General features: G+C 37.9%; 17 protein-coding genes. 12 read left to right on the forward strand and 5 right to left on the reverse strand.

The annotated features are described in order from the left end of the window. Window positions 1-181: 181 nt before the first annotated feature. The 5 genes from PGN18_RS01945 (at window position 182) to PGN18_RS01965 (ending at window position 4,124) form a co-directional block, all read left to right on the forward strand. Window positions 182-1,294, forward strand: coding sequence for a sensor histidine kinase (locus tag PGN18_RS01945; protein ID WP_335317686.1), 1,113 nt, complete (start codon window positions 182-184; stop codon window positions 1,292-1,294). Next, window positions 1,294-2,001, forward strand: a complete 708-nt coding sequence (locus tag PGN18_RS01950) for a LytR/AlgR family response regulator transcription factor (RefSeq protein ID WP_335317687.1) — start codon at window positions 1,294-1,296, stop codon at window positions 1,999-2,001. The genes PGN18_RS01945 and PGN18_RS01950 overlap by 1 nt, the downstream gene beginning before the upstream one ends. 129 nt (window positions 2,002-2,130) lie before the next feature. Further along, the gene (locus PGN18_RS01955) at window positions 2,131-2,859 is read left to right on the forward strand and encodes a dioxygenase family protein (protein WP_335317688.1); all 729 of its coding nucleotides are present in this window, start codon (window positions 2,131-2,133) and stop codon (window positions 2,857-2,859) included. Between the two features lie 68 nt (window positions 2,860-2,927). Next, window positions 2,928-3,434: a hypothetical protein gene (locus PGN18_RS01960; RefSeq protein ID WP_335317689.1), complete on the forward strand. Its 507-nt coding sequence runs from the start codon at window positions 2,928-2,930 to the stop codon at window positions 3,432-3,434. Window positions 3,435-3,437: 3 nt separating this feature from the next. Next, window positions 3,438-4,124 (forward strand): pirin family protein, encoded by a 687-nt coding sequence (locus PGN18_RS01965; RefSeq protein ID WP_335317690.1) that lies wholly within the window; start codon window positions 3,438-3,440, stop codon window positions 4,122-4,124. A gap of 131 nt (window positions 4,125-4,255) precedes the next feature. On the opposite strand, the gene PGN18_RS01970 is transcribed toward PGN18_RS01965, so the two are convergent. Next, entirely contained in the window at window positions 4,256-5,209 is a 954-nt protein-coding gene (locus tag PGN18_RS01970; protein WP_335317691.1) for a Smr/MutS family protein, read from the reverse strand. Window positions 5,210-5,406: 197 nt separating this feature from the next. After that, the gene (gene rsgA / locus PGN18_RS01975) at window positions 5,407-6,327 is read right to left on the reverse strand and encodes a ribosome small subunit-dependent GTPase A (protein WP_335317692.1); all 921 of its coding nucleotides are present in this window, start codon (window positions 6,325-6,327) and stop codon (window positions 5,407-5,409) included. A gap of 197 nt (window positions 6,328-6,524) precedes the next feature. On the opposite strand from rsgA, the gene fumC reads away from it, so the two are divergent. From fumC to PGN18_RS02005, 6 genes are all read left to right on the forward strand, one after another. Then, window positions 6,525-7,922 (forward strand): class II fumarate hydratase, encoded by a 1,398-nt coding sequence (fumC, locus tag PGN18_RS01980; RefSeq protein ID WP_335317693.1) that lies wholly within the window; start codon window positions 6,525-6,527, stop codon window positions 7,920-7,922. 133 nt (window positions 7,923-8,055) lie between these two features. Beyond that, a complete protein-coding gene (locus PGN18_RS01985) occupies window positions 8,056-8,415 on the forward strand; it encodes a hypothetical protein (RefSeq protein WP_335317694.1) in 360 nt (119 codons plus the stop codon). Next, window positions 8,408-8,923 (forward strand): fumarate hydratase, encoded by a 516-nt coding sequence (locus PGN18_RS01990; RefSeq protein ID WP_335317695.1) that lies wholly within the window; start codon window positions 8,408-8,410, stop codon window positions 8,921-8,923. Before PGN18_RS01985 ends, PGN18_RS01990 begins: the two co-directional genes overlap by 8 nt. A gap of 2 nt (window positions 8,924-8,925) precedes the next feature. Then, window positions 8,926-9,732 (forward strand): S1/P1 nuclease, encoded by an 807-nt coding sequence (locus tag PGN18_RS01995; protein ID WP_335317696.1) that lies wholly within the window; start codon window positions 8,926-8,928, stop codon window positions 9,730-9,732. A gap of 214 nt (window positions 9,733-9,946) precedes the next feature. Next, window positions 9,947-10,381, forward strand: a complete 435-nt coding sequence (locus PGN18_RS02000) for a low molecular weight protein-tyrosine-phosphatase (RefSeq protein WP_335317697.1) — start codon at window positions 9,947-9,949, stop codon at window positions 10,379-10,381. Between the two features lie 44 nt (window positions 10,382-10,425). Beyond that, entirely contained in the window at window positions 10,426-11,193 is a 768-nt protein-coding gene (locus tag PGN18_RS02005) for a ThuA domain-containing protein (protein ID WP_335317698.1), read from the forward strand. 68 nt (window positions 11,194-11,261) lie between these two features. Here PGN18_RS02005 and PGN18_RS02010 read toward each other — a convergent pair whose 3' ends face one another. Then, window positions 11,262-11,936 (reverse strand): hypothetical protein, encoded by a 675-nt coding sequence (locus PGN18_RS02010; protein ID WP_335317699.1) that lies wholly within the window; start codon window positions 11,934-11,936, stop codon window positions 11,262-11,264. Between the two features lie 164 nt (window positions 11,937-12,100). Between PGN18_RS02010 and PGN18_RS02015 the strand changes: the two genes are divergently transcribed. Next, window positions 12,101-13,552 carry an alpha-L-fucosidase gene (locus PGN18_RS02015; RefSeq protein WP_335317700.1) on the forward strand — a complete coding sequence of 484 codons (1,452 nt, stop codon included), beginning with the start codon at window positions 12,101-12,103 and terminating at the stop codon, window positions 13,550-13,552. A 172-nt stretch (window positions 13,553-13,724) separates the two neighbouring features. Here PGN18_RS02015 and PGN18_RS02020 read toward each other — a convergent pair whose 3' ends face one another. Continuing rightward, window positions 13,725-14,474 carry a class I SAM-dependent methyltransferase gene (locus tag PGN18_RS02020; protein ID WP_335317701.1) on the reverse strand — a complete coding sequence of 250 codons (750 nt, stop codon included), beginning with the start codon at window positions 14,472-14,474 and terminating at the stop codon, window positions 13,725-13,727. A 174-nt stretch (window positions 14,475-14,648) separates the two neighbouring features. After that, the gene (locus PGN18_RS02025) at window positions 14,649-17,846 is read right to left on the reverse strand and encodes a S41 family peptidase (RefSeq protein ID WP_335317702.1); all 3,198 of its coding nucleotides are present in this window, start codon (window positions 17,844-17,846) and stop codon (window positions 14,649-14,651) included. Between the last annotated feature and the right edge of the window lie 90 nt (window positions 17,847-17,936).

The raw sequence follows: 17,936 nt of genomic DNA on the forward strand, positions 1-17,936 counted from the left end.
GCAAAGCTAGTTTTAATCTTTTATAAAAAGAAATTACTGCGTTGCAAAAAGCATACCTCAATTTTTAGCCTTCCCTCACAAAACAATTACATCACAATCTTGAATAATGGAATCATCCATACAAAAGCGTAAATTACCGATACCCTACTCATAAATTTTGGAGATATATGTTAATTTGTTTATGCTTAAGAAAATAAATTTCAGAATAATTATTCAGATCGTTGCTGCTGTATTTTTGTTAAGTCTGCCACTTTTTATCATTGCAGATCACGACATCAAATACATCGTTACGGGGCCCGGCTTAGTTCAATATATCCTTTTTTGCCTGATTTTTATTTCGATTTACTTTCTACATAGCCTATATCTGTTTCCAAAATTGTACGGCAAATCTCGGCACATTTTATACGTGTTAGGATTACTCATCATCCTAGCCGGCATCATATGGTTAAGGCCCTTTGATAAATTCATTTTCCAAAACCGAAATTTTACTGAACATACTACGGGTTTCGATCGGCCTCCGTCGCCTCCAGATCATAAACAGGTTCCGCCATTTGAAGGTCAGCGATTTCCTCCTGGTCATGAAAGAGGCACCAATACAGGACCAAGCGTTGATGTAGCAAGTGTTTTTCTTTTTTTCCTGACGATTATTATCAGTTTTACAAAAGAAACAAATAAACAATTAAGCCTGACAACCCAAAGAGCACTTATTGCAGAAGCAGAAAAAGCACAGGCTGAACTATCTTTTCTAAAAGCACAGGTCAATCCACACTTTTTGTTTAATACATTAAATAACATTTACACACTTGCCATAATCAAAGATGAAAATACAGCACCTTCCATCATGAAACTATCCAGTATTATGCGTTACATCACTGATGAGACAGGAAACGATTTTGTAAGGTTACAACAGGAACTGGATTGTATTACAAATTTTATTGATTTACAAAAATTAAGGCTAACTAAAAAAACAACACTATTATTTGAACTGGAGGGTGATTTTGAAAATAAAAAAATTGCCCCCCTCATATTGATGGCTTTTACTGAAAATGTTTTTAAATATGGCATCAGCAACCATCATAGCAACAAATTAATTATTAAAATTTTCAGCCGGCAAAATTCGTTAATCTTATTCTGCCAAAACAATTTATATCCTGAGAAGATCAATACCGAAAGAAGCGGGATAGGTTTAGAAAATACAAGGCGACGTTTAAATCATATCTATAAAAACATGCACATTTTAACTATTGATACCAGCCAGAACCTGTTTACTGTTAATTTAACAATTCAATTATAATGACCAAAATCTTAAAATGTGTGGTTGTTGACGACGAGCCATTGGCAGCTGCGCTGATCAGAAGTTATATAGAGGCTTCTGATAATCTTCAAATCGGAGGTGTGTTTGAAGACGCCATTGCGGCGGCTGAATATTTAAACAAGCATAAAACAGACCTGCTCTTTTTGGACATAAACATGCCTGACATTACGGGGATAGATTTATTTAAATCGTTAAAGAATAAACCTATGTTAATTTTTACAACAGCTTATAAAAACTTTGCCTTTGAAGGTTTTGAACTCGAAGCCATTGATTATTTGCTTAAACCGATCGATTACCCAAGGTTTAAAAAAGCGGTAAATAAGGCAAAAGAATTTTATCATTATCAAAATGAAAAGCAGCATGAAGACTTTATAGAAAGCATATTTGTTCATTCGGAATACAGGCTTATTAAAATAAATCTACCTGATATTTTATTCATTGAAAGCCTGGAAGATTATATCAAAATACATCTGCAGGGAAGCAAAATGGTTTTAACTTTAATGCCATTAAAAAAAATAACGGAGAAATTACCTGCTGATCGCTTCAAACGCATACACCGAAGTTTTGTAGTATCGCTACAAAAAATCAAAGCCATACACAATCGTAAAATAGAGCTAATTACCGGGGAAGTATTACCTGTTAGCGACAGTTATGTAGAAGTGATAAACGAATGGAAAAACAGTTAGGCTATTTCTTAACACTTTTTAACTAAAACTCAGTTTATCGATACAAAAGTTCTCTACGTCGGCACACCCTTGTCTGTTTTATAGAATCTTTCGAATTTAGAATCTGTAACTAACAAGAAGATAACAGCAATGGAAAGAAAAAATTTTATTCGGAGTTTAATGATTGGAGCAATCTCTACTCCTGTAATAATTGACGCCTGTAAAAAAAACAGTGTTACAGATGAAACTTCAGCAGGTTCGGGAACAGCGGGAACAACTACAAGTACAAACGGAACCTGTACTGTAGCACCAACTGAAACGGAAGGGCCTTTTCCCACAAAAGTACCTGCATCATACGTTCGCAGTGATATTACCGATGGACGTACAGGTTACAAAATGACAGCTAAAATTACGATTGGCAACTTGAATAACAGTTGCGCTGGTTTGGCTGGTGCGATAGTAGATATCTGGCATTGTGATGCAGAGGGAAATTATTCTGAATATGGCGGATCAGGCATGCAAAACACTAATTACCAGTCGGTTCATTTTTTAAGAGGCCGCCAAATTACCGATTCAAATGGATTAGTAACCTTTACTTCGATTTTTCCAGGCTGGTATACCGGTCGGGCAACGCACATACATGTACATGTTTACAATGCCTCGGGAACTTCCTTAAATGTAACACAAATTGCTTTTCCTGAAGGTAGCGGTACTGCACTGGCACTGGTAAACGGTTACGCTAAGGGCATGAACGGATATACTTACAATAATGCAGATAATGTTTTTAGTGACGACAAAACAGGAGTACAAATTGCAAATGTCACCGGAACAATAGCTGCTGGTTTTGAACTGACCTTTAAATTAAACGTCAAAGCATAATAAATTTCACTGTTTGTTTTTATTCGGACGTTGAGTATTATGCTTAACGTCTTTTTCTATCTCTCAAAATGGCAAAAAAAATAATCACCTTGTGTTACCGCAAAATAATTGATGCTGAAAACACAAATTTGTGGGATAAGTATGTACACCAAGACAGTTATACAGAATTTAAAATGCAGGCTCAGCTTTATAACCGGAAAGGGCAATACAATACGTTTGCCGAGCTAGTTTTAAATGTTCCTGCTGCTGAAAAACTTGATTTTCTGGTTAGCGCATCCATTACAGGTTACTTACAACAATTAAAAAACATTATTCCCGATGTACTCGATAATTTAGGAAAACGTTTTTTAACATTTGAAAATTTTAAGTTTGAAATTATTAATTCTGATATCAATGATATTAGAAAACACAAAGTTGGCGTTAACTTTTTTTCTACACCGATGGTGTGGCATGATACAATTGGCGATCAGTTGCTCGTATCCCGGTTTAAAGAAAATGAAGAAAAAGAAATTTTGACTAATCTTTTTCCCATCCAAAAATTTGTAAGCATTTACGCTATTCAGACAATTGAGTGATTTATGGAATTAATTCCCGGCAAAATATATTTAGCAGATCAGCGCGGGTTGACTGAAACGCAGGTATTAAGAAGATACAGCACCTTTAATTTCGAAAATTACTACAACGAGCATAAAGAACCTTTTGGAAATTTATTTTTATGTAATGACGAGTCGATTATAGGTGGAAAAATTACTTTCTTTCTTTGCAAAGAGAATTCACTTCAGGTATTTATACCAATTACAGGCGGAATAGATCTTGTTGCGAATGGAAAAGAATTTGCTGTAGACACCGGACAGATACAGGTATTGAACATGGGAAAAGGCGAGGTGCTGGGAATCAGCAATCCCTATCAGAATGACATGATCAACTACATTCAGTTTGGGATTAAAACGGATATGTTTTTAATGCGGGCTAGTGAGATGCTTTTCGACTTCGATTTTGAGCAAAACCATTTGATCGAGATTATTGCCAACACAAAACTACCCTTTAAGTTAAGTGCAGGGATCTTCGCTGGCAGAGAAGAGGTGATTTATAAATTGCAAAGTCCAAACCACCAGCTTTATACTTTTATTATTGACGGTGCCTTTGAAATTGAAGGTCGGTTAATGCATGCAAGAGACGGCCTGGCACTCTGGAATATTGAGCAGGTAGAACTGGAAGCATTAAGTAATAATGCGATTGTGTTTGTGCTGGAACTTGGATTTTAGTTTTTATACGGCCATTCTGAACACAGTCAAGAATCTTTAACTTACTAAATAGATTCTGAAAACAAGTTCAGAATGGCGGATTGCATGTAAAAGAACTCCTCCATCACTCATCCTCAATATTCCCTCTTCCATCATTTAAAAACCACCTCAGTGGCACCATAACCAAACTTTTCTTTTCTGGCGTCCATGTAAGTTTTTACATGCGGGTTTTTACTGATCAGTTTATGGATTTTATCTCTTAAGGTACCGTTACCCGAACCATGGATAAAAACGATCTTATCAAAATGATGTACCACAGCAGCATCCATCGCCGTTTGAAAATGATTGATCTGGATTTGCAGCATTTCATCAGCTTCTAAAAAATGATGATCATCTCTTAGCTTTTCGATGTGCAGATCAATTTCTTTTTGTGGCGCTTCAACTGTTCTTTTCTCCTCCGATGATTTAAAGAAACTTTCCTTTAACTTCTGCGGATCAATGAATACCGGAACTAGATCATCCAAGCGGATCAGCCAACCTTTATTCCTCAACTGAGGCAATTCCTTTTGCTCGGTACTAAAATCTTTTGCCCTGAACTTTTTACGGATCACCAATGGATCGATAGGTTTCACATCAGCTTTACTAAATACTAAAACCTGAAAGTTGAATTCTGGCCAAAGGTCAAGATCTGCTAAGGATGCAGAATAAACCAAAGTGGAACTGTAAGATTCAATTATCCCATGAAAAGCACCGGCATATTTCCCTTTACGATCAGTGCTTAAGCCTACCAATAAAATGTTTGGCGAATGATTCTGGAGATGAAAGTGTACCACATTACCTGCTTTATCATCGGTAGCAACGGCCACATAAATGCCATTTTCGATTTCGTTAGTGCTCGGGATATTCACCTGGATGGGTTTAGGAGAATCTAATTCTTCAGCAACCACACCATGACCATGCACAGAAGTTAAATTACTTACTGCAACAGGTATTTCGAAACCATCTTCATCGGTAACTCCCAAAGTTTGTGCATCAATAATTTTGGTTACATAACCTTCACGTTTTTCATCAACAAAACGCACAAAATCTCCCAGTTTAAATTTCATTTCTATTATTTTTTAACCGCAAAGGCACAAAGTACACAAAGATTATAAGCAGTTTGTATTAAAATGTCTTGCATGAACCTACTTACTACTTTGATCATATAGCTTTTTGGCAAGGGTTTTCAATCTAATTCATTGATTCAATCATTCGGACTCCTGACTTCCGACTTCTGACTTCTGACTTCTGACTTCTGACTCAACTAATGTCGCGTATCGTTCCCGTGGTAAATGCTCAGGTAACTTTCATATCTCGAAACCGCAATTTCACCTTCATTTACGGCTTCAATAACAGCACAGCCTGGCTCGTTAATGTGCCTGCAATTGTTAAAGCGGCAATTGTGCGAAGTTTTGAAAATTTCTCTAAAAAAATGCCCCAATTCTTCTTTTTCGATATCGATTACACCCAATTCCCTGATTCCCGGAGAATCTACAATGAAACCACCTTGTGGCAGTTCGAACATTTCGGCAAAAGTAGTGGTATGCTGCCCCTTATCGCTCCAGTCAGAAACCTCTCCTGTCCTCAAATCCCGGTCAGGCATTAATGCATTGATTAAGCTTGACTTCCCGACACCTGAATGCCCCGATATTAAAGTAATTTTATCAGTAATCAATTCCTGGATGACCGAAATATTAATACCCTTTAGCGCGGAAACTTCGTAACAGGCGTAGCCGATATTTTCATAGATATCTTTAAATTCCTGCAGAATTTCCAAACCTTCTTTACTAAACAGATCAAGTTTATTAAATACCAATACCGCCGGTACATCATAGGCTTCTGCGGTAACCAAAAAACGATCTATAAAGCCTAAAGAGGTACGGGGTGAAGCAAGTGTAACCACCAGCATGGCCATATCTAAGTTAGCAGCCAATATTTGCGCCTGCTTACTCAGGTTTATCGATTTGCGGATGATGTAGTTTTTACGGGGCAACATCTCGTTGATCAAACCCTGGTTGCTATCCTTTTCCAGGTCAAATTTCACACGGTCACCAACCGCAATCGGGTTGGTGGTTTTAAGTCCTTTAATCCTGAATTTGCCTACAATCCTACAATCATAGCGCTCACCATTATCGGCCAGAACACTATACCAGCTCCCTGTAGATTTAATAACTAATCCCTGCATATTTGCAGTAAAGGTATGAATATGATTTCATTGGTAGAAGTAGCTGGCCTTGATAAAGTTTGTATATTAATGATGGAGAATAAAAAGGAATACAAACATTTCCGCTATATATTTTCTTATCCATTAAATATCTTACATAAATCCAACGCTTTAAAAGGCAAAAAACCTAAATTTGCGACAACAAAATCAAAAATATAATGAGTTTCAGAATAGAACACGATACCATGGGCGAGGTACAGGTACCTGCAGACAAATACTGGGGTGCACAAACCGAACGCTCACGCAATAACTTTAAAATCGGTCCGGAAGGTTCGATGCCAAAAGAAATTATACACGCTTTTGGATACCTGAAAAAAGCAGCAGCACTTGCTAATACCGAACTTGGCGTATTATCGGCAGAAAAAGCAGATTTAATTGCCAAAGCATGTGATGAAATTATTGCCGGACAGTTAGATGATCAGTTTCCTTTGGTAATCTGGCAAACAGGTTCGGGTACACAAAGTAACATGAATGGTAATGAGGTAATTGCAAACCGTGCCCATGTGATTAACGGTGGTTCACTAGCTGACGACAAAAAAATACTTCACCCAAATGATGATGTAAATAAATCACAATCATCAAACGATACGTATCCAACTGCAATGCACATTGCAGCCTATAAACTTACGGTAGAAAATACCATTCCGGGTTTAGAAAAACTAAGAAATACCTTAGCCCAAAAAGTAGAAGAGTTTAGTACGATTGTTAAAACAGGCCGTACGCACTTTATGGATGCAACTCCGTTAACTTTAGGTCAGGAATTTTCGGGTTATGTACAACAGATTGATAACAGCATCAGGGCAATAAAAAATGCTTTGGTTATGGTTGCCGAACTGGCTTTAGGCGGAACTGCTGTTGGTACAGGCTTAAATACCCCAAAAGGATACGATGTTTTGGTGGCTAAAAAAATTGCAGATTTAACGGGGTTGCCTTTTGTTACCGCTCCTAATAAATTTGAGGCTTTAGCAGCACATGATGCTATGGTAGAACTTTCTGGCGCATTAAAACGCACAGCGGTTGCCTTGATGAAAATAGCCAATGATGTGAGAATGTTAAGTTCTGGTCCACGTTGCGGTATTGGCGAAATTGTAATTCCAGATAATGAACCGGGATCGTCTATCATGCCAGGAAAAGTGAATCCTACGCAACCAGAGGCTTTAACCATGGTTTGTGCCCAGGTAATCGGTAATGATGTTGCAGTTTCAGTAGGTGGTTTAAATGGTCACTTTGAACTGAATGTATTTAAACCTTTAATCGCCGCTAATGTGTTACAATCGGCACGTTTAATTGGTGACGCCTGTGTTTCTTTTACAGATAAATGTGCGGAAGGAATTACCGCTAATTTACCTGAAATTGAAAAACACCTTCAAAATTCTTTAATGTTGGTTACGGCTTTGAATCCACATGTGGGTTATGAAAATGCAGCTAAAATTGCGAAGAAAGCCCATAAAGAAAATAAAACGTTAAAAGCAGCAGCTGTAGAGTTGGGATTATTAAACAATGAGCAGTTTGATGAGTGGGTACGCCCGGAAGATATGGTTGGCAGCTTGAAATAAATTAGACGGGTCGTCATTCGCAACCCGATTGGGAATCTTAATGCGATACGTTTTAAGATTCCCGCCTGCGCGGGAACGACGTCACTTTTAAAATTATTTTCCAAATCAATACGGTTAAATAAACACAGGTAATATGAGTTCAATACTTGCTAACCTTTTAAGCTTGATATCCATCATTCCACCTTTTATTGTATTTGGAGCCTGTTGCTTTCTTCTAATAAAAAAATCTTCTGCCGAAGCCATGTTGATGGCTATGGGATCTGGCATTAGCCTGATAATTAATATACTGTATACCTTTGTGCCATCGCTCCTGGCAGCGCAAAATTTGAAACTTACAGAAATTACAAAATACTATTCTATTGGTGGTATTATCGGTTTTATGGACGGAATCTGTTTCGCTGCAGGATTTTTAATCTTGGTTATTAATACCGTTAAAAAGAATAAGGCCATCTCCGATCAGTTCGCAAAAAGCACAGATTATAACCATGAGTAAACCGCAATTAGGATTAGGGCACTGTTACATCTTTCTTTTTACATTATCCATTTTATATTTGGCCTGTAGCCCACGTCCGAATATTCAGGGCAAGGGTGAGGATTTTATGCAAGGCGTTTGGAATGAAGATGCTGTTGCTTTTAGTCATAAATTGAGCAATTATACACAACACCATTTTAAGTTTACCTGCGATTCAGTTTATATCGATATGGTTACCCATAGTAAAGTAAATTTTTATGAGGATTCCTGTTACAATAATGGTATTTGGAAAGAATATGCAAAAGGTGTATATGTAATAAAAGGTGATACGTTATTTATAGGTGCAACCTTTACACATGCTAATTATAAACAAAAAATATCAGGTTGCTACCGCATCGGCCGATACGAAAAAAATTTCCTGATCAATAAAAAATCTGCAGATACATTATTATTGGAAAGTTTAAACGATCAGCGCGAAATTAAACTAACACTTAAAGAAAAAATTACCTGCGTACCAAAAGAATTATAAAAATGATTTTAACATCAATCAAAAAGAAATTAACCATTACTTTAACCCTAGGTTTTTTAGCCTATTTTCCTATCCAGGCAAATGCATGGGGCACCATCGGCCATCGTGTAGTTGGCGAAATTGCTGATGGTTATTTAAAAGCGAAAACACGCAAGGCCATTCAAAGTATTTTAGGCTACGAAACTTTGGCCATGTCGGCCAATTGGGGCGATTTTATCAAATCAGATTCTACTTATAACTATATGTACAACTGGCATTTTGTTAATCTTCCGGCAGGATTAGATAAAAATGGGGTATATCAATTTTTAGAAACTGATAAAAAGCCAAATCTTTACAACAAAATCCCTGATCTAATTGCCATTTTAAAGAAAACAGGCAGTACGGCTTCCGAAAAGAAACTGGCCTTGCGCATGTTGGTTCATCTTGCCGGAGATTTATGCCAGCCCATGCACGTTGCCCGTAAAGAAGACTTGGGTGGTAACCGCGTTTCGGTATTATGGTTCAATGAGAAATCAAATATCCACAGGGTTTGGGATGAACAGTTGATCGAATACCAACAGTTAAGTTATACAGAATTTGCAAAGGCCATTAATCACCCTTCGGCCATGCAGTTATATAACTGGCAAAATACAAGTCTCAGAGATTGTGTTTATGAATCTTATGGCATCTGCAATAAGATTTACGAAACTACTAAACCAGATGCTAAATTGAGCTACCGCTATAATTTCGACTGGGTGGAAACCCTTAACGAGCAGTTATTAAAAGGTGGTGTACGTTTAGCTAAAATGCTGAATGATATTTACGCATAAAGAATAAGTTACAGGACAATTTCAATGACGATAAGTCCCTAAGACTTATCGTCATTGCGAGAAGGCTTTTTCAGCCGGCGAAGCAATCTGTAAAACAAAAAGCCCTGCTTCGAAAGATTGCTTCGTCGTTCCTCCTCGCAATGACTATTATTTATAGTAATCCATCACAGATAACCTTTGAAGGACTATTGTTTACTTTTAAAGCACAATAACAATGAAAATTTTAATGGTTTGCCTTGGTAACATCTGCCGTTCGCCTTTAGCTGAAGGCATTATGCGCCATCTGGCAGATGAACAAAACTTAAACTGGGAAATCGCTTCGTCAGGAACGGGCAACTGGCATATTGGTCAGGCACCAGACCACAGAAGTGTATCCGCAGCCAAAGCGTTGGGTTATGATATCAGCAAACAACGGGCGCAGCAGTTTAACCCTTCGATGTTCGACTATTATGACCTGATTTTGGTTATGGATAAGAAAAATTTGGCAGACGTTAAAAACCTGGCCAAAACAGATGGAGAGCGGAAAAAGGTTAAACTTTTTCTAGATAACGGCGAAGTTACAGACCCATACTGGGATAATAGCCTATTTAGCCCAGTTTGTAAGCAAGTTGAAGAAAGATGTATGGAGATTATCAAACAACTTTCTTAAATTTAAAGCTTATAATCTATCATACTAACCAAGTAAAAGAAAAAATGAAAAAATACCTGTCCATATGCTTATTAGTTGCAACAGTAATTTTATTTCAAAGCTATACCACAGCGAAGAAATCGGCAAAAGTTTTAGTTTTCTCCAAAACAAAAGGCTTTAGACACAACTCCATCGAAACAGGAAAAGAGGTGATTCAAAAATTAGGTAATGAACATCATTTTGAAGTTGATACAACAGAAAATGCTGCCGTTTTCACCGAAGATAACCTAAAAAAATATGCTACCATTATTTTCCTGAATACCACAGGCGATGTATTGGACGACAAACAACAGGTCGCTTTCGAACGATACATCCAGGCAGGCGGAGGTTACGTGGGCATTCATGCAGCAACAGATACGGAGTACGATTGGCCTTGGTATGGCAAATTGGCTGGTGCTTATTTTATCAGCCATCCAGCTGTTCAGGAAGCCAGATTTGTGGTTAAAGATAAAAAACACCCTTCGACAAAATTCCTTACCGATTCCGTGTGGATGAGAAAAGATGAACTGTATAATTTTAAGAATATCAACCCAGACATTAAAGTGCTGATTAACTTAGACGAAAAATCGTACACTGGCGGTAAAAATGGTGATTTCCATCCATTTGCCTGGTACCACAATTTTGATGGCGGAAGAGCTTTTTATACTTGTATGGGCCATACTAAAGAAGGCTGGACTGACGATAAATTCCAAAAACATTTATGGGGAGGCATTGAATACGCCATAGGCGGACAAAAGAAATTGGACTACAGTAAAGCCCATTCAAAATTTTAATTTAAGTTGAGCTTGCCAATAGTTAACTGGCAAGCTCAACTTATCCCTTCTCTGAATATAACAATATTTTAAGCCTTATTTGTTTTCTTGGTAACCAAATAAATATAATTCAGCATACAAAAAGAAGCTACCGCTCCAAAGGTATGCCATAAGAAGTGTGTGCCGATACTCAACACATCCCATTTATCTGCAATGCGGAAAGTCAAGGCAAAGATGAATGTAATTAAGGCAAAGCCAACCCATTTGCCATTTTTCCAACCTGTTTTGATCAAATAACCAACTACCGGAAATAAAACCAGCGCGGCCATAAAAGCATAATTGATATTGATAAAAATCTGAAAATCGCCATTATTAAAAAGCCTCCGTACGTAAAACTGAAAAATGGCGTATGCCACTACAATTAAAACCGCAAAATACCATTTGGTCAGCTTGGACAGAAAGTAGACACCGGCCGAAAGGCACAAAAGCATAATCGGCATCCAATCCATCATAATAAAGATCGGCCAGCGCCTCAACCCATGGTAAGTAGTGCCTCCAATACCACCAATATAAAGCAGCACCAATGCAATACTTAAGAAGGTATGCTGTTTAAAATTACCCCACAGTTTAATTGTCCAATATATCGCTATAGCCAGGAAAAAGCAACTTGTTAGGGTGTTTAAAGGCTCTGGAAACAATTGGCTCAGATTGGTCTCTGCATATACTGTACCTCCATCAGGAGGATTTTGATTGAAAGCACTCATGTTTAGTTAACGTATGATGAAAATAAATGTTTGACAGATCAGTGTAACACTCAAGATGTAAAAATAATTTCATATTCACATTTTCAACAGGTTAAATATTGGTTAACACTTACCATCAGCAATATTAATTATTTGTACTTTAGTTGAATCTAAGCTATAAGCATATGAAACCCTTATTGATCCTTTTTTTACTTCTTTCCTCAGCAATTTATGCCCAAACACCACCTCAACCCTATGGTTCGCTACCATCAAAAAGGCAATTGGCCTGGCATGATGTGCAAGTTTATGGCATCATGCACTTTACACCAACTACTTTTGAAAATAAAGAATGGGGCTTTGGTGACGCTGATCCAAAAATATTTAACCCTACAGATTTTAATGCCGACCAAATTATTAAAGCGGCTAAAGCAGGTGGTTTGAAGGGCATTGTTTTGGTGGCCAAACACCATGATGGTTTTGCTTTGTGGCCAACTAATACTACAACATATAATATCAGCAAAAGTCCGTTCAGAGGAGGAAAAGGAAATTTAGTTAAAGAAGTAGAACTGGCCGTACGTAAAAACGGTTTAAAGTTTGGGGTTTACTGTTCGCCATGGGATAGAAATAACCCCCTATACGGTACAGATAAATATCTGGCTGTTTATCAGGCACAATTAAAAGAACTTTACAGCAATTTTGGAGAACTTTTTATGAGCTGGCATGATGGTGCTAACGGTGGAGACGGCTATTATGGTGGCGCCAAAGAAAAACGTTCCATAGACAATACCACCTATTACGATTGGAAAAATACCTGGGCCATTACACGCAAAATGCAACCAATGGCAAATATATTTAGCGATATCGGTTTAGATATCCGCTGGGTAGGCAATGAAGACGGACATGCTGCACCAACCTCCTGGGCAACTTTCACCCCTATGGCTCCGGACGGCAAAAGTGTAGCAGTACCCGGACAGGCAAATTACCCCCAAAGCCCTGAAGGAATCAGAAATGGAAAATTTTGGATGCCGGCAGAATGTGATGTTCCGCTTAGAAAAGGATGGTTCTATCACCCTAATGAAAAGCCAAAAAGCCCAGAAGAGTTATTTGATCTGTATTTAAAAAGCGTTGGTCGTGGGGCAGGTTTAGACCTGGGTTTAGCACCCGATAACCGTGGTCAACTTCATGATGATGATGTTACTGCACTGAAAACTTTTGGCGACATGGTTAAACATACTTTCGGGCATAACCTGGCCAAAAATGCATCGATTAAAGCAAGCAATAGCAGAGGGAAAAAGTATGATGTTGCTATGCTTCTGGATGGCAATAGAGAGACTTACTGGGCCACTCAAGATGCTATGCACCATGCAAGTTTAGAACTGGATCTGAAAACGGCTAAAACCTTTGATATTATTAGCCTGCAAGAGTACATTTCCTTAGGTCAGCGGATAGAAGCCTATACCATTGAAATATTCCAAAACAGCGCCTGGAAAAAGGTTTATGATGGCACAAGTATTGGAGCGAAACGCCTGGTTAAATTGGATAAACCTGTTACAACCAATAAAGTAAAAATAAACATTACGAAATCGCCTGTTTGTATTACACTTAGTGAAATTGGGCTGTATAGAAAAGCTCAGTAAAGCCCTTATTCTTCTACTTTATAAATGATTTCGAATACCTTTCACTAAAAAATGATTTAAACTCCAACCAGGATTTTTGATAGCTTGTTTTCGACAATTAAATACGAAAATCGGCCAAAGGAATATGCTTCTCAATCTTAGGTGAGTAACCCCAACTGAACAACATAGCGCATTAGATTTTTTTCGCTACTAAGATAATATAAGGAGATAGATTTTTGCTTTCGAATGGGATAATCTTTGTAAATACTTTACCAGCCAGCCAAACCGTTTTTTTAAATAGACGAACACCTGCTGATTTTTGATCTTCGTTTTCCAACCAAACGCTGAAGCGTCCAAAGTAACCCGATTTTACTTCTTTAAGACCAGCCTGTTCACAAATTGATTTTAACAGGGATGGATCCATACTATCAATATTGTGTTTGTTGTAATTTTCTCTATCGAAATTCTTTTGAAACCAGCCATTAACCGCCTTAAAATTTGGTAGCGTAATAAACAACGTTCCACCAGGCTTCACAAAAGCTATGTGCCTGTTAATGATATCGGCTGTATCGTTAAAATGTTCAATTAAACCGCAGCTTAGTACAAGATCGTATTGCTTTTCGGGTGTGTAATTAAAAAGATCGGTTTCGATAATATGAATATCCTTTTCTATCAGATCATTCTTTTCCAAAAGTTCTTTTACCACTGGCGGATGAACAAAATAATCAAGAAGGGTAACGTCAAGTTTAAAATATTTTTTCAGGAACACAGCGTAATAACCAGGAAAACCACCTAACTCAATGGCCGTCTTCACCTGATCTTTCCGGATAACATCAGCCAGTTGCTTGTGAAATAGATAGTTAGCAGGTAATTGAACCGCTAGTCCTTTTTTACTTTCCCAATAATTTACCCAAAAAGCCCTGTCGGTTAATAAATTTGCCATGTTTTAAACAATTCCAGGTTCAAAGAAACGGAAAAATTTGGTTAAGTGCCTAAAATGGTTAATTGTTTAATGATGAAGTGTTTCAAACCCGAAAGGTTCTATCGCTGAATTATCAAATTGTTTTATTGTTGGATCAGGCACAGTAAAGCAATCCAACAATAAAACAATTGCCTGTTATTTTAAATCTTTTAAAATCTCCGCCACTGCTTTTTCCAGTTGAGGGTCTCTATCTGCGAGGCGATCTTCAAAAGTATTTTTAACAAAAATATCGGGCTTAACGCCCTCCTTTTCAATATTTTTACCATCCATGGTATAACAGCCCCAAGATGGTAAACGGTAAGAAGAACCATCAACCAAACCCTTAGCCGAAGTAAAAATAATCCACCTGTAAGTTTCTGTACCAATAATCTTACCCAGTTTCAATTGCTTAAAACCTGCAGCCGTCATTTCTGCATCACTTAAAGCTTGTTCGTTAATGAGCAATACGATAGGCTTCGCAGCCGGACCAAAATTACTTTGCGGAGCCATTTTACCACCACGGTATTTCCATTTCAGGTAAGGACGCTGTGAAAGGAACTTTAACACGTCATCATGCACATTTCCACCGGTATTGTATCGCAGATCGAGAATAATGGCTTCCTTATTTTCTTCCTGGGCCACCATATCCAAAAGGAAATTTTCTAGTTCACCACTACCCATATTTTTCATATAAGAATAAGCGATGCGGTTATTGCTCCATTTATCTACATTTTTATGGTTTTGGCTAATCCATTCATCATAAAGATTTCCCCGTAGTGTACCCGCACTTTCAGGATGTATATTAACATAAACATCCTTTCCATTGCGTTTAAATGTTAATGTCATTTCCCGATCTAATGATGGTTTGCTGAAATAATAATCGCGATCTATTTTTTCATCTACTTTAACCCCGTTTACTTCCGTTAAAATATCGCCGGCTAAAATATTGTTTCCAGCGCGGGCAGCATTACTTTTAGCTGCGATACGTTCTACCTTTAAAGGATTTTCATTGTCGAAGATAATGCCGGTTTCATTGGTAATATAAGTGAGGTTTTTGCGCTCCTCTGCACCTGCACTGTTAAAACCCATGTGGGAAGAGTTGAGTTCGCCGAGCATATCGTTTAATAAAATCCTTAAATCACTTCTGTTATTCACATAAGGCAGATATGCGGCGTAACGTGCTCTCATTTTATCCCAATCTACACCATGAAATTTTTCGTCGTAAAAATTTTCGTCTAAACCTACCCAGGTTTCATAAAACATCTGGTTAAACTCGGCATTTAGGTTTCTGGTAAATTTATAGCCATGATCTACCCGATCGAGCTTATTTCCTTCCAGGGTATATCTGTTAATTGCACCTCTTGATAAAACGAAAAATTTATCCCCTGCAGAAATAATGGAGTAATCACCACCATCAGCAACTTTTTCAGTTTTATTAGCTTCAAATGGCTCGATCGTGGTACGATATAGGCCTGGCGTACCACCTTCGTGATTAGATGAATAAAAAACATAAGTTTTATCGCCCTTTGCATAAACATCTGTTCCGTACTGGCCACCAAAAGAAGGGCCAATCAATTCTATTCTATCTAGTAGATCTTCAGTATTAATAGTAATGACATTGGCTGGCTTAGGTGTAGGTTTAACTTCGGTTTTCTTTTTGGCCGTATCGGTTTTGGCCTTTTTGTCATTTTTATTTTCAGGCGCTGCAGGCTTAACATCCATTGGCGCTGGCTTACTTTCTTTAAACAGATCATCGAATTTATCAGAACGATAAGGCTCATCGTAGTTGTTTAAAGCCATGCGGTAAATATGTGCATTTTGCATCCCCGTTGGATAAGACGGCTTGGTACGGGCACTGGTAAAAAAAATATATTTGCCATCTGGAGACCATGCCGGACTGGTTTCGGTAACACCAGTGTTCGTTAAGTTAATGGTTTTATTATTTTTGATGTGATGCACCATGATATCCTGTTCAAAATTCCGATATACCGTGAAAAGCACATATTCGTCATTTGGAGAAAAACTTGGTGTTGCGTTCTGTATGGCCCAAAACTCATCGGTTACCAAAGTTTTGGCATCAAAAGTTTTTAGGTCCATCAGTTTGAGCTCATTCCTGCCGCTTAAATAAACGGCCATGGTTTTGCTTTTGTTTAAAGTGATATCGCGGACGTTCGCTTTATCTTTTGTAAGCTGTTTTACCGTACCTTTTCCATCACCTGTAATGATAAACCAGTTTTGGTAACCATTAATGGTTTGACTGAACAGAATTGTTTTATTATCGGCCAGCCATTTACATTCCAGGGCACGTTCGCCACTATTGGTAATTTGCCGGATAAACTTTCCATCGGCATCGCTCACAAATACTTCACCACGCGAAATGAATGCCATTTTTTTTCCATCTGTTGCAACATCAAATGCAGAAATATTTCCGCGGACATCATACTCCTGCTCCTTGCTTAACACCTGATTGCGCGAAGTACTCATATTGATTTTCGCCGTTTTCTTCGAAGCCACATCATAGGTGTATAACTGATAATCTTTCTCGAACACGACCGTAGTTCCATTGGCCGAAACGAACGGACGTTTAATGGAGGTATCGAAATTTGTTAAACCGGTTTTTTTGCCATTGATAAAAGTATAGAGGTTATATTCATCATTGCTTTCATCCGATACAAAAAAGATATTGCCTTTTTGATCAACACTCGTCCAGAAATCTTTCCCGATATAATCGGTATAACGCTTATAACTTTTTGTTTTTGGGTTGTATGATTGAATGTCGGGATTATAGGCTCCTTTATAATGTTTGCGGTTGGCGAAGCGCATACTTTCCCAGGTATCGTTAAAAAACAACTCTCCGGTTGGCGATTCGGCGATGTGGTGTGTGGTATTGAAATAATTATTGAATAAACGTACCGCTGTTCCACCGTTTACATTTACTTTATAACTTGAAAAAGAATTATAACGGCCAGAGGTAAAATAAATGGTTTTCGAATCCCAGCTCCAGTTATCTACTTCATCGCTGGCATCGTTAAAGGTTAACTGTTTAATATCACCACCAGCTAATGGCATTACATAAATATCATAGTTACCAAACTGATTAGAGGAGAAAGCCAGCCACTTTCCATCGGGAGATATTTTAGGATTAATTTCTTCACCCTGCATGGCCGTAATGCGCGATGCTACGCCACCTTTTACAGGAACTTTCCAAATATCGCCATCGTAGCTGAATACTATGGTCTGCGCATCGGGCGTTAAAGCTGGATATGCCGCGAAATAAGTTTGATTTTGAGCAAATGAATGTATAGGCCATAAAAAAGCCAGTACTGCAAGTGATTTTACAAAGGATTTGATCATAATTAAGTTAGTTTGGCTCCGGAAAGGCAGTTGTTTTTGCAAAAACAACTTAACCTTAAGAACGATAAAATTTATGGATGAAATTACGCA

The sequence above is a fragment of the Pedobacter terrae genome, from assembly GCF_036946585.1.
In the GTDB taxonomy this organism is placed as follows: Bacteria; Bacteroidota; Bacteroidia; order Sphingobacteriales; family Sphingobacteriaceae; genus Pedobacter; species Pedobacter terrae_C.